Annotated in this window: 9 protein-coding genes; 7 read left to right on the top strand and 2 right to left on the bottom strand. The window is 58.7% G+C overall.

Annotated features, from left to right (window positions below; translation table 11 throughout):
• Positions 1-8 precede the first annotated feature (8 nt).
• Entirely contained in the window at positions 9-1004 is a 996-nt protein-coding gene (locus WBG04_RS17665; protein ID WP_424316029.1) for a hypothetical protein, read from the bottom strand.
• 411 nt (positions 1005-1415) lie between these two features.
• Here WBG04_RS17665 and WBG04_RS17670 point away from each other — a divergent pair, with 411 nt between their 5' ends.
• The gene (locus WBG04_RS17670; RefSeq protein ID WP_424316030.1) at positions 1416-4862 is read left to right on the top strand and encodes a hypothetical protein; all 3447 of its coding nucleotides are present in this window, start codon (positions 1416-1418) and stop codon (positions 4860-4862) included.
• Positions 4863-4877: 15 nt separating this feature from the next.
• On the top strand, positions 4878-6272 hold the full coding sequence (locus WBG04_RS17675; protein WP_424316031.1) for an MFS transporter: 1395 nt from the start codon (positions 4878-4880) through the stop codon (positions 6270-6272).
• Between the two features lie 15 nt (positions 6273-6287).
• On the opposite strand, the gene WBG04_RS17680 is transcribed toward WBG04_RS17675, so the two are convergent.
• A complete protein-coding gene (locus WBG04_RS17680; protein WP_424316032.1) occupies positions 6288-7343 on the bottom strand; it encodes a LacI family DNA-binding transcriptional regulator in 1056 nt (351 codons plus the stop codon).
• A 175-nt stretch (positions 7344-7518) separates the two neighbouring features.
• Between WBG04_RS17680 and WBG04_RS17685 the strand changes: the two genes are divergently transcribed.
• The 5 genes from WBG04_RS17685 to WBG04_RS17705 all read left to right on the top strand — a co-directional run bounded on the left by WBG04_RS17685 (position 7519) and on the right by WBG04_RS17705 (position 13145).
• Positions 7519-8373, top strand: a complete 855-nt coding sequence (locus WBG04_RS17685; RefSeq protein ID WP_424316033.1) for a GH25 family lysozyme — start codon at positions 7519-7521, stop codon at positions 8371-8373.
• 363 nt (positions 8374-8736) lie between these two features.
• Entirely contained in the window at positions 8737-9420 is a 684-nt protein-coding gene (gene rpsB / locus WBG04_RS17690) for a 30S ribosomal protein S2 (RefSeq protein WP_424316034.1), read from the top strand.
• 99 nt (positions 9421-9519) lie between these two features.
• A complete protein-coding gene (gene tsf, locus WBG04_RS17695; protein ID WP_424316035.1) occupies positions 9520-10386 on the top strand; it encodes a translation elongation factor Ts in 867 nt (288 codons plus the stop codon).
• A 374-nt stretch (positions 10387-10760) separates the two neighbouring features.
• Positions 10761-11831 carry a TIGR04053 family radical SAM/SPASM domain-containing protein gene (locus WBG04_RS17700; RefSeq protein ID WP_424316036.1) on the top strand — a complete coding sequence of 357 codons (1071 nt, stop codon included), beginning with the start codon at positions 10761-10763 and terminating at the stop codon, positions 11829-11831.
• Between the two features lie 87 nt (positions 11832-11918).
• Entirely contained in the window at positions 11919-13145 is a 1227-nt protein-coding gene (locus tag WBG04_RS17705) for a radical SAM protein (RefSeq protein WP_424316037.1), read from the top strand.
• The last annotated feature ends 16 nt before the right edge of the window (positions 13146-13161 follow it).

Below are 13161 nucleotides of genomic sequence, written 5' to 3' on the forward strand. Positions count from 1 at the left end.
TGATGTTTCTAAGGGATCGGCAGCGACTCCAGCTTGTAAAAGGCACGGTCTTCGGTGGCCGAGAAGTCACTTACGGTCAGCACGGATCCATCTCCCACGACGAAATCAACAAAATCATCATAGGGCCCTTCCGGGGATTGGCCCTTCAAAAATTCATATTCGAACCCCGGATCGCTCTGGAAAGTTGCAGAGAACTTGTTCCCGGTCTTCGCGGTCGAAAGGATCATCGGCACTGGATCCAGAACCTCCACGCGATTCGATGTCAGCGAGATATTGTCGTAGAAAATCCCGGACCCCTGATATTGGCTGGTTTTATTGCGGAAGCCGGCTTGGAGAGCCCTGCCCACCCACTCTTCATCGTCGGGAATATCGATACTTACGCTATAGGTCTCCCAGGTTTCGGGGAAGAGGGTGGCATCCTCGACATCGGCCACATCGGTGACGAATCCCGCAAGAGGATTGAGCACCTTAACAAAAGCCTCTGCCTCAGGCGTGAATGGGGGCGCGCTGCCTGCAGGTACTCCAGTGAGGGGCGTTAAATCGAGATTCCCCATCTTGGCATCAAAGACGAAGGTCACCGTCGTGCCCAGGTCCTCTTCGACGAGATAGTATTCCAGGTACACGTTCGCATCCAGTAGTTCACCCGCTTCCTGAGCCGCGTTGTTGTTGTAGTCGTTGTAGACCGTGAGAACCTGCTCACCTTGCTCAGCCCCCCCCTCTCCGGTCGCGATATTGCAGAAAGCTCCAGCCGGCACGTCGACCTCCGCTCCGAAAGCATTGTTCGGCGCGGGGAATGAAAAATAGCCGTCGAGATACACGTTGGACGAATTGAACCGATTCGCACCGACGATCAAACCGTCCTCCTCGGGGTAGAGCAACTGATCGCTTCCAGGGTTCGTTGGCGTTTCCGCAGACTCAAAATCATCTACGAAAAAAACATACTGACCGAGCGCTGGCAGTAGCGTCAGGCATCCAAGGGCTGCGACTAGAATTGGGGTTTTCATGGGTATTTCATCTTCAGGTCAGAACTCCGGAGCAAAAGCACCCCATGATCCTGATCGAACAATCGACAAGCCTCTGAAACGCACCACTCAAAGAGAAGTTCGTCCACAGAAAGCTCCGATCTGCGAAAGCTAGGCCTGTCCCATCGAAGGTCAATCCAGAAGTTGCATAAAGTTGCACTCACGGCCACTCGGGTTGTCAGGCAAAGTTGAAGGTCACCGAAGAAGGGATTCTGAGGTCGGTCATGGTTGCAATTTTGTGCAAATCAGGATTTGCAAGGCGCCCCGATGATGCTATCAGCCCCTTCCATCGATCCGCGCAGGAAGGGCTTGAACGCCAGGAATCATCCGCCCGATCGACACCAAGCCAACCCGAATTCCGGAAGGAAAAACCCAAGCTCTCAAGTGAACGACATGCGGACCATTTCAGCTCCCTCAGCAGGCGAAAAAATCATCAGCTCCAACTTCGCCCCGGCCAATCACTGGTCGATCGATTCCGGACGCGAGTATGTCGTGATCGACGAGCTCCAGGCTCTCGACACCTTCTTTCTCAACATTGTCGGCTCGAGTGACCAATGGCTCTTTTGCAGCAGTGATGGCGCTTTGAGCGCCGGTCGCCGCTCCCCCGAAACTGCTCTCTTCCCTTACTACACCGTCGACAAAATCATCGACAATTGGAACTGCACGGGTCCCTGGACGGCGATCGTTGCCGACGGAAAGCTCTGGAATCCGTTCCGCCCATCCATCGCCCTGCTTTCTCCCACCCGGAGACGACTCATGAAGAGCCTGCTGGGTGATGAAGTGGTCTTCGATGAATTCCACAAGGAACTCGGACTTCGCCTTACCTACCGCTGGCAGTTCTCCGAAAACTACGGCTTCGTTCGTCGCGTCACCCTCAGCAACGAATCCGATGAAGTCCGCAACATGCGGCTGGTTGACGGACTGGACAATCTCCTGCCGTCTGGAGTGGATAGCAGGATGCAGCTTCAATACAGCTGCCTCGCCGATGCCTACAAGGTCAGCGAACTTGAATGCGGTGGCTCGCTGCTCGTCCACCGTCTCGCCGCTGGAATCACCGATGAACCGATCCCACTGGAAAGCCTCCGGGCAACCACGGTCTGGACCACCGGACTGGGCGAAGGTCCCAACTACATGGTCCGCCGCGACGCCGAGGAATTCCTGCGAGGCAACGCCCCTCCTGCCCCAGATGCCATTCGCGCAAAGCGTGGTGCCCTGTTCATGGCTCGTGAACTCGATCTTGCCCCCGGTGAGTCCATGGATTGGATGATCGTGGCGGAGGTTGACCAAACCCAGTCACAGGTCAGCGAACTACGTCGCAAGCTTTCCAAACCTGCCGAATTGAAAGAGGCCGTCATGGCCGACATCGCACGAGGTCGGGAACATCTGCGGAGCCTTGTCGCCTCGTCCGATGGCTTCCAAGAGACGGCCGACCGGGATACGGCTCTCTACCACTACCAGAATACCCTCTCTAACATCCTGCGCGGAGGGGTCCCCGAAATGGGCTACTCTTTCCGTCGCGAGCAGTTCGACGACTATCTCAAGATCCACAATCGCAAGCTCCATGAAACCCATGCCACCTGGTTGGCGGAACTTCCGGACCTTCTCGAACGGCATGACCTCCTCGCCCGGATCGCCCCACTCGGCGACCCCGACTTGCTGCGCATTGCCGAAGAATACCTGCCGCTCATTCTCAGTCGCCGTCATGGTGATCCCAGCCGCCCGTGGAACCGTTTTGACATCCGGCTCAAGGACGAGAACGGTCAGCCGATTCACCGTTTCGAAGGAAACTGGCGCGACATCTTTCAGAACTGGGAAGCGCTTGCCTGGAGCTATCCGGACTTTCTCGGCGGCTTCATTTCGAAGTTCCTCAATGCCTCGACTGCGGATGGATTCAACCCCTACCGGATCACCTCAGAGGGGGTCAATTGGGAGGAACCTGACGAGGATGATCCTTGGGCGTCGATCGGCTACTGGGGCGATCACCAGATCGTTTATCTCCTGAAGCTTCTGGAACTGGAGGCCAAGGTGCGTCCCGAGCAGATGAGCGAGCGCCTGAACTCACCGCTCTATGTCTTTGCCGATGTCCCCTACCGCCTCGCCTCCTGGGAACAGACCGTCGAAGATCCTCGCGATACGGTCGTCTTTGACCGCGAGCGCAACGACCATCTGATGAAGCTCAAGGAGTCCATGGGTGCCGACGGTTTGCTTCTTCGGGATGCTAGCGGGAAACTGGTGAAGGTAACTCTTGCCGAAAAACTGATCCTTCCTGCAGCGGTCAAACTCGCCAACCTCGTCCCAGCCGGTGGGGTTTGGATGAATACCCAGCGCCCCGAGTGGAACGATGCCAACAATGCCCTCGCGGGTTGCGGACTGTCCGTCGTGACGACCTCCTACTTGCGCCGCTATCTCGCCTTCCTCGAGAGAACGATCGGCGGGTTGAAAGAAGAAAGCCTGCTGATCACCCCAGCCGTTGCCAACTTGATCGAAACCCTCGCGGACCTTCTCGCCGACCCTCGTTGGAACCAGACGGAGGAACTGAGTGGCAAGGACCGTTTTGCCATGGTGAAAGCTGCCGGCCTCGCGGCGGAAAGACACCGCACCACCGTCTATACTTCTGGCCCCGGCCAACCGCAGCCCATGAGCCGTGAGGCCATCATGAACTTCCTGAAGACGGCACGCCACACCGTGGAAGGCGTCCTCCGCCAGAACCAGCGCCAAGACCAACTCTGGCATGCCTACAACGTGCTCAACATCAATCATGCCGAGCATAGCATGGAAATTGAGCGACTGTCCGTCATGCTCGAAGGTCAGGTGGCCATCCTTAGTTCCGGCATTCTTGAGCCGGCTGAAGCCCTCAAACTTCTCAACGCCTTGCCGGACAGCGCACTGCGCTCGGAGCGTCACCAAACCTACCTGCTCTATCCCGATGCGGAGACCCTGCGTTTCCTCGAAAGCAATCAGATCAGCGAATCGACGGCCCTCGCAATCGACACCTTGTCGAACATGGCGAATCAGGGAGACAAGCGACTGATCGTTCGCGATGCCGACTATGGTTTTCGATTCCACTCATCGATCACCAACGGCTACGCCCTCAAATCCGTGCTCGACCAATTGGCCGAAGAAGGCGTCTTCGATGGCCCTCAGGCGAGCGACCGTTCCAAGATTGAAAGCCTCTACGAGAGCGTCTTCAATCATCGATCCTTCACGGGACGAAGCGGCACCATGTTTGGCTACGAAGGCCTCGGTTGCGTCTACTGGCACATGGTTTCAAAGCTGATGCTTGCCGCTCAGGAAGTCACCTTTCAAGCCATGGATTCCGGAGCACCCGCCGAGTTGATCAATGGTCTCAAGAACGCCTACTTCGAGGTCCAGAGCGGTCTCGGATACCGCCGTTCGCCAGAGCAGTACGGGGCCTTCCCTGCCGAACCTTATTCCCACAGCCCCGGCCACGCAGGAGCGAAACAACCTGGCCTAACCGGACAGGTGAAGGAAGGAATCCTGTGCCGATTGGGCGAACTCGGCGTCGAATTCACCGCTGGCTGCATCCGTTTCCAACCCCGCCTTCTGAGAAAGGCCGAATTCGATGGCCTCGAGGAAGGACCGGAGCACGCCTCACTCCCCGCCGGCACCATTAAGTTCACCCTCGCCAGAACCCCGGTAATCTATCAGCTTGGCGACGGTCTTGAAGAACCTCAGGCGATCGTGCGATTCAAGGATGGAACCGCGCGCGAAGCTCCTGGCGGTATTCTGGACAAGGAAGCCAGCGCAGAGATCACCGGCCAGTCGGGCCTGATCGAAAGCATTCTCGTCAAGATCCCCGCCAACTGCCTCGTCTCTTAATCCATTCACAAGCTCGTGCCGACAAAACCCAATAGCCTGCCGATCCGGGAGAAGATCGGCTACGGACTCGGCGATACCGCGTCCAACATCTTCTTCTTCGGAGTCAACGCCTGGATCTTCTACTACTACACCGAGATCTGCAAAATCCCCCCGGCAACCGTCGGAACCCTGCTTCTCCTGCCCCGACTCTGGGACGCCATCAGCGACCCCCTGATGGGCACCATATCCGACCGAACGCGCACCCGTTTCGGCACCTACCGCCCCTACCTCCTATGGATGGCGATCCCCTTCGGCATCTGTGGTTACCTCACCTTTGCCAATCCCGACTTCAGCCCGAGCGGCAAGCTGATCTACGCCTACATCACCTACATCGCACTCATGACCGCCTACACCGCGATCAATGTGCCCTACTCCGCCCTCATGGGCGTCATGACGCCCTCCCCTTCCGAACGCACTTCGCTCTCCACCTACCGTTTCATCGGTGCGTTCTCAGGCCAGCTCATCATTTCCATGGCCTTCCTTCCCCTCGTCATGGAGCTCGGGAACAATGATAAGGGAGTCGGCTTCCCACGCGCCATGGCGCTCCTCGCCGTCGTCGCGACGCTGATGTTCCTCGGAACCTTTTTCAGCACCCGGGAACGCGTTAAACCGCAGGTCAACAAGACCGAAAACTTCTGGCAGGACATCAAGTCCCTCACCAGTAACCGCCCATGGGTCATCATGGTCGTAGCCGCCATTCTCACCCTCTCCAGTGCTGCCGTCCGCTGGACCATCACCCCCCAATACCTCAAATACTACTTCAGCGTCGGCGACGAAAAGTTCTTCTGGTTCCTCGACAAGATCAGCTTTGTCCAAACCACCGGATCGCTCGCCTTCATCGCCGGAGTTTTTCTAACAGGCTTCTTCAGCAAGCGTTTCGGCAAACGCAACAGCCTGCTGGTCCTTACCATCCTCAACGGCCTCACAGTCCTCACCATCTTCTTCATTCCCCGTGACGGCTACACCACGCTGGTCGTTGTCAATATCATCGGAAACCTCATCGCCGGCCCCACACCTGCCCTCGTCTGGGCCATCTACACCGACGTTGCCGATTTCAGTGAATGGAAAACAGGTCGCCGTGTCACCGGCCTCGCCTTTTCCGCAGCGATGTTCGCTCAGAAGCTAGGCATCAGTATCGGCGGCAGCGTTTGCGGCTGGGTTCTTGGCAGCGTCGGATTCAAACCCGACGAGGTGCCAAGCGACGAGGTCGTCAGCAGCTTCCGGATCATCGCCAGTGTCCTCCCCGGGACCCTCGCCATCGCCAATGGAATCGTCCTGATCTGGTACAACTTGTCGGACGAAAAGGTCGAGAGCATGGTCAAGGACCTCGAAAAACGCCGGGCGGCAGAAGATGGGTCGACCGATGACTGAAGGTGACAAAAGGGATTATCCCAACGGCGGCGCCACCGTCTTGCCGCTTCGAAGCTTGCCCGAGATATAAATGTGCTGCTTGCCGTGGAAACGCTTCCTCAGGCGAGCAGCCAGCCGCTCCGCACCGGTCATTCCTATCTCCCTGAACGGAATCTGAACCGTCGTCAGGGAGGGGCCGCTTCCAACCCTTTCAATACCATCGAAGCCTGTCACCGAGACATCCTTCGGCACCGCTAGTCCTTCCTTCTTGAATCCTCGAATCAAGTCGTAGGCCTGGTGGTCAGCCGCGCAGACCCAGGCGGTGACCCCTTGTCTCGTCCTCTCCGCAGCTTCGCTGATGCTCGCTGGAAGACTCACGGATTCACGGGGAAACATCCCGATCACGTCCTTCGCGGAAACCTTCAGCTTCAGCCTCGCCATCTTCTCCATGAACGCACTATAGCGTCGATACGACCAACTCGCTTCGACCTGATAGGTCTTTGTATAGAAACCGATTCGCTGGTGACCGGCTTCGATCAAGTGATCGATGACCGAGGAAATGCCGTAGTAGTGATCGACATCCACACAGTCGATCGAGTTGTGTTCAAGCTGATCAACCAGTGAGACCAGCGGAAAGCGCAGCGCCAGCTGGTCGATCACCGGCTCCGGGAAAGGATAAATCAGAAGGATGCCAGAGGCCTCACGTTTCACCAGCCCCTCGACCTTGAGGAAAGCCGGATCATCGAGGTCTTTCACATCCGGTGGGATGAGATTCACATCCACCCTCGCACCATGGCTTTGGGCATACTCGGAGACCCCCGCAAGAATCTGCTCGCCCGGACTTTCATAGCCACCCCGGAAGTACTCATCCGTATCACTGCAAATGAGCACATTGAACCTGACCTTCTTTTTCGTTCGCTTCGCAGACGGAGTCCGCGTCTCCATGTGCGTGTAGCCGATCTCGGCCGCTGTCTGGAAAACCTTGGCCCTTGTTACCGGGCTGATCCCGGCATGATTCGTGAAGCACCTCGATACGGTGGCTCGAGATAGGCCAAGTCGATCGGCGATGGTCTGTTGATTGATCTCGGGCATGCTAAGAATCGCTACTTCTCTTTGAGGGTGAGGGGCAGACCGCTGGATTGCAAGCCGGGCTCGTCATAGAAAAATCCCGGGCTTGGCCGGAAAGCGCACCTGGACAACATCGAGCCTCTGCTGCCGTCGTTCGATACCCTTGCCATCCACGGGCTTTCCATGTTCGGCTCCCGGCATGAAGAAGCTACTTCTGCTCCTGGTCCTCCCCCTTTTGTGCCAATGCGGAGGCGGTTTCGGAGGAACCAGTGTCTCAGGTTCCCCCGCAGTCCTGAACGTCTCCGGCTGGGATCCCAAGGAAGTCCAACGCAGTGGCGACCGCTTCACCCAGCATGACGTCTCCGCCATGCGCCGCAACGGCGCTCGCGGCTTGATCGCCCGCTCCGGCAAAGGCCCGCTCGTCGACGACAAGTTTTCCGACTTCATGGCCGCCGCCAACCGCGAAGGCATGCTGCTCGGTGCCTACCACTTCGTCACCCTCGAACAACCCGCCAAACTCCAGGCCGAGAACTTCGTCAGCCGCGTCCGCACCGTCGCTCGCAGCCGCGGCCTCAGCGGAAAGAAAATCCTGCTCGTCGGCGACTTCGACACCAATTCATCGCCCGACCGACTCGTCGACTTCATCACTCGCGTCGAGCAACTGACCGGCGTCACACCCGTCTCCTACCTCGAGAACAGCGCCGCCCTCCGTACCAGTCTCAGCAACGCCACCCCCGCCCAGAAGCGGATCATCCGCCGCTCGCCCTACTGGATCGCCCTCTACGGGCCCGCCGGGACCGAGCGCAGCATGGGCGGTGATCTTACCCCCGACGAACTGACCGAGCAGTACGGGATTTGGAACGATTGGGTGATGTGGCAGTACGGCGGCGTGCTCTGGCAAAACGGCCGCTCCAACGCCAAGCACTACAACACTTCCTCCTGGCGCAGCCCCCGATATTTCGGAAACATGGCCCATCCGACGGAGCGCAACGTCTTTCGTGGGAACGACAACGACCTCCTCGCCTTCTGGAACCGCCACAGCCTTTCATTCTGAGAGACTGCGATGCCAACCGGCTGTAACGATCACTCGGGCTTTGGGATACAGGATCCAGTCCAGGGAACAGGGGTCAGAAAGTCAAAAGGCACCGAATCACGACTCTTCCTGCCTTTCTGACCCCTGAATCCTGTACCCTGACCCCAAAACCCTGACCCCAAAAAGCTGAAACCCATCTCCAGCTTCTCTCCATCATCGCCCCAAATCCCCCCGAAAATCAGGCTTTTCCCTTGCCTCTCCCACGGGAAAACCCTATCCCGCGCGTCCCTTCTCACGCCGCAAGCAAGCAACGAGAAACCGAAGGGGCCCCAATGCGGCAGTTTCTCAACCATCGCCCGACCTGAATCAAGGCGGGACAAACACATGATTAACGAACTCATCAACGACATGGTGGACGCTGGCGTCCACTACGGCCACCAGACGAAAAAGTGGAACCCCCGCATGAAGCCCTACCTGATGAAGGACAAGGGCGGGATCTACATCATCAACCTCGATAAGACCGTCAAGTGCCTCGACAAGGCGTCCGACTTCCTTTCCGGACTCTCCAGCAAGGGCAAGAAGATCCTCTTCGTCGGCTGCAAACGCCAAGCTCAGGAAGCCGTCCAACAGGCAGCTGAAGCCACCGGACAGTTCTACGTCAACCACCGTTGGCTCGGCGGAATGCTCACCAACATGAGCACCGTCAAGAAGTCGATCGAACGCCTCAAGTGGCTCGAAAACCTTCAGAAGAGCCCGGAATTCAAAATGATCTCCAAGAAGGAGTTCTCTGCCCTTACCCGTGAAAAGGAAAAGCTGCAGCGTAACCTTCAAGGCATCCGTTCCATGGACGGACTGCCCGACGCAATCGTCATCGTCGACTCCGCCCGTGAGTCCATCGCCGTCGCCGAAGCGCGCCGCCTCAACATCCCAATCGTCGCCATCGTCGATTCGAATGCCGATCCGGCCAAAGTCGACTACCCGATTCCGGGCAACGACGACTCCGTCCGCTCGATCCGCGTGATCCTTCAGAACCTCGTGGACGCCCTCGTCGGCGCCAAGAAGGGCTGAGGCTTCCTGACGACTTTGTCACTCAACCGGCGCTGAGCACCGAGGTTTCCTCCGTGTTCCATGCGCCCTCACAATCGCTATCCCAAGAATTACATACTCATGATCACTGCCGCACTCGTTAAAGAACTCCGCGACAAAACCAACGCGGGCATGATGGACTGCAAGAAGGCCCTCACCGCCACCGAAGGCGACCTCGAAGCCGCCGTGACCTGGCTGCGCGAAAAAGGCATCTCCAAAGCTGCTGCCAAAGCCGACCGCGAAGCTTCCGAAGGCATCATCGCCGCCCGCCTGTCCGATGACGGCAAGTCCGGCATCCTCGTCGAGGTCAACTGCGAGACCGACTTCGTCTCACGCAACGAAGGCTTTGTTGCCTTCGTCGACGACATCGCCGACACCCTCGCCGCCAGCGACGCCAAGAACCTCGAAGAAGCCCTCAAGGTTTCCAAGGGCGACGGCACCATCGACGACTTCGTGAAGAGCAAGGTCATCGAAGTCGGCGAAAACCTCCAACTGCGCAAGTTCGAGCGTTTCGACATCGCCGACCACGGCGCCATCGCCCAATACATCCACATGGGTGGCAAGGTCGGCGTGCTCGTCGAAGTCGGTGCTGAAAGCGGTGACACCGCCGCCAAGGATGAGTTCCGCGACCTCGTCAAGGACATCACCCTGCACATCGCCGCCGCCGCACCGAAAGGACTCGCCCGCGAGGACATCGATGCCTCGGTCGTCGAAGCTGAGAAGGAAGTCTTCCGCGCCCAACTCGCCAACGAAGGCAAGCCCGAGCAGATCATCGAAAAGATCATCGAAGGTAAGATCGGCAAGTTCTTCTCCGAAAGTTGTCTCCTTGAGCAAGCCTTCGTGAAGGACCCCGACACCACTGTCAAAGGCCTCGTCGAAGGAACCAGCAAGAAAGTCGGCGACACCCTCGTCGTCCGCCGCTTCGTCCGCTTCGGCCTCGGCGAATAAGGGTCTTTTCCCACCTACTCTCAAACGCCCGCCTCCTGCAAAGGAAGCGGGCGTTTTGCATGGGAAGAGCGACGCCCCCGTCGCTCAAACGGTTGATGTCTCAACCCCTCCGACCTGATGCCTGCCCTACGGAAAGAGCGATCATTTCGATTGCGGCACGAGGCCGTGCCACCTCCCATCACCACAAACAAATCCTCCCCGACCAGCGAAATTTTTCTTCGCCCGCAGGGCCTCGGCACCGATTCCCCCGGAACGCCGACCGTCCTTCGCAAGACTCTGGCCACGCCTTTCGCCAAAAGTGCAAGAAACGCGGAGTGAGTCCCAATTGGGGCGTGGAGGCAGGCAGCCCATCGACGCTTCAATCTCAGAAAGTCATGGTCGCTGTCCTACCACAACCGACGCCTGCCAAAGACCCCTTCGCGGAGCGTCCTTTTCTCGTCTTCTGGGAAGTCACCCGGGCCTGCGCCCTCGCCTGCCAGCACTGCCGCGCCGAGGCCCAATCAAAACGTCATCCGAAGGAATTGAGCGAAGCCGAGGCTTTCGACTTGGTGGATCAGCTCGCCGAGCTCAAGCCACCGATGCTGATCCTCACCGGCGGTGACCCCTTGATGCGGCGCGACGTCCTATCCATCGCCCGCCGCGCCACCGATGCCGGCATGCGTGTCGGCCTCAGCCCATCCGGCACCGCTCGCCTGATGCACTTCGATTTCAACGCGATCCGTGAAGCCGGAATCGAACGGATTTCCCTGAGCCTCGATGGCGCGTCTAAAGAAACCCACGACGCCTTCCGGGGAGTAAGTGGCACCTTCGACCGCACCATCGCCGCCGTCGAAATGGCTCACGCCGCCGGACTCTCTGTTCAAATCAATACGACTCTAACACGTTCCAATCTTCACGAGTTCGACGCCTTTCGCGACCTCATGTTCGAACTGAAGCCCGCGATGTGGAGTGTCTTCGTTCTCGTCCCCACCGGGCGCGCCCAAGCCAACGAGGTCCCCGAACCCGAAGAGCTCGAAAAGATCTTCGAACAAATGGCCGACCTTGTCGGCAATACTCCCTTCGCGATCAAAACCACCGAAGGCCATCACTTCCGACGCGTCCTCGCCCAGCGCGGAAAAGGCGGCACCAAAGGTCGCCAGGGCATGCGTTCGCCACTCGGCATTCGCGATGGACGCGGCGTCATGTTCATTTCCCACACCGGCGTCGTCAGCCCGAGTGGCTTCCTTCCCTTCCAATGCGGCACCGTGCGCGAGCACCATCCCGCATGGATCTACCGCAAGCACCCGCTGTTCGTCAGCCTGCGCAACTCCGATGCGCTCGGCGGCAAATGCGGTCGCTGCGAATTCCGCAACATCTGCGGCGGCTCACGCGCCCGTGCCTATGGCGTCAGCGGCGACGCCTTCGCCGCAGATCCCTCCTGCTCTTACCAACCGGAAAGACAGTAGACTTCAAGACTGAAGACATAAGACCGGACCACCTCCCACCTCCCACCTCCCACCTCCCACCTCCCATCTCCCATCTCAAGAAACACCATGATCAACATCACCCGACTCTGGACCGGACAAGCTCAACCCGCCGACAACCTCCGCTACGGCCAAGGCCACGGCTCGGCGGCCAACTCCCGCGCCCGCAAACCCATCGTCGTTTGGAACATCACCCGCACCTGCAACCTGCGCTGCGTCCACTGCTACTCGGACTCGATGGCTCAGCAGTATCCCGGTGAGTTGAAATGGGATCAAATGCAGGACGTCGTCAAGGACCTCGCGGACTATCAGGTTCCCTCACTCCTCCTCTCCGGCGGTGAACCTCTCATCCACCCACGCTTCTTCGAGCTCGTCGACTACGCCACCGAACTCGGACTCAAGCTCACCATTTCCACCAATGGCACTCTGATCACTCCGGAAAAGGCCGCTCGTTTGAAGGAAGCCAACGTCGCCTACGTCGGTATCTCGCTCGATGGGATCGGTGCCATCCACGACGAATTCCGCGGCAAGAAGGGCGCCTTCGATGCCGCCGTGAAGGGCTTTCGCAACTGCGAAGACGTCGGCCAGAAGACCGGCCTGCGCATGACTCTAACAAGACACAACGTCGCCAACATCGAACGCATCCTCGATTTCATCGAAGAACAAGGCATCCAGCGCACCTGCTTCTATCACCTCGTCCCCGCCGGACGCGGCAGCGAACTCCAGGTGCTCGACCCCGCCGAATCACGCCACGCGATCGACACCATCATCAAACGTGTCGAGTACTGGCAGGCGACCAACCAGAACCGCGAAGTTCTGACCGTCACCCAGCCCGCCGACGGCGCCTACCTTCTCCACCGCATGGAGCAGGAAAATCATCCGAACCTGAAGCAAGCACGCCAACTCCTCAAGTGGAACGGCGGCGGAGCCAACAGCTCCGGACGCGCCGTTTCGAACATCGACACCCAGGGCAACGTCCACCCCGACCAGTTCTGGCAGGACGTCCAGCTTGGCAACGTTAAAAAGATGCCCTTCTCAAGCATCTGGGACGGCAAGAACCCGCTCTCCGCACCCATTCTCGATGAAATCCGCTCCATCGGTGATCTCTCGACCGAGCAGCGCCAAACTCTCATGCACGGACGCTGCGCCAGCTGCAAATGGTTCAGCACCTGCGGCGGCGGCTTCCGCACCCGCGCCGCCTTCGCCAACGGCGACCTCTGGGGCAGCGACCCCGCCTGCTACCTCACCGACGAGGAAATTGGCGCCGAAGTGGCCAATATGGAGAAGGAGTTTTAAACTCCTTCATCCCCTC

This window comes from Haloferula sp. (assembly GCF_049672945.1).
In the GTDB taxonomy this organism is placed as follows: domain Bacteria; phylum Verrucomicrobiota; class Verrucomicrobiia; order Verrucomicrobiales; family Akkermansiaceae; genus Haloferula.

What these genes read in the sequence shown, in the direction of transcription:
- tsf (WP_424316035.1), top strand. Translation starts at nt 9,520, where the DNA reads ATGATCACTGCCGCACTCGTTAAAGAACTCCGCGACAAAACCAACGCG.
- WBG04_RS17665 (WP_424316029.1), bottom strand. Translation starts at nt 1,004, where the DNA reads ATGAAAACCCCAATTCTAGTCGCAGCCCTTGGATGCCTGACGCTACTG.
- WBG04_RS17670 (WP_424316030.1), top strand. Translation starts at nt 1,416, where the DNA reads ATGCGGACCATTTCAGCTCCCTCAGCAGGCGAAAAAATCATCAGCTCC.
- WBG04_RS17705 (WP_424316037.1), top strand. Translation starts at nt 11,919, where the DNA reads ATGATCAACATCACCCGACTCTGGACCGGACAAGCTCAACCCGCCGAC.
- WBG04_RS17685 (WP_424316033.1), top strand. Translation starts at nt 7,519, where the DNA reads ATGAAGAAGCTACTTCTGCTCCTGGTCCTCCCCCTTTTGTGCCAATGC.
- WBG04_RS17700 (WP_424316036.1), top strand. Translation starts at nt 10,761, where the DNA reads ATGGTCGCTGTCCTACCACAACCGACGCCTGCCAAAGACCCCTTCGCG.
- rpsB (WP_424316034.1), top strand. Translation starts at nt 8,737, where the DNA reads ATGATTAACGAACTCATCAACGACATGGTGGACGCTGGCGTCCACTAC.
- WBG04_RS17680 (WP_424316032.1), bottom strand. Translation starts at nt 7,343, where the DNA reads ATGCCCGAGATCAATCAACAGACCATCGCCGATCGACTTGGCCTATCT.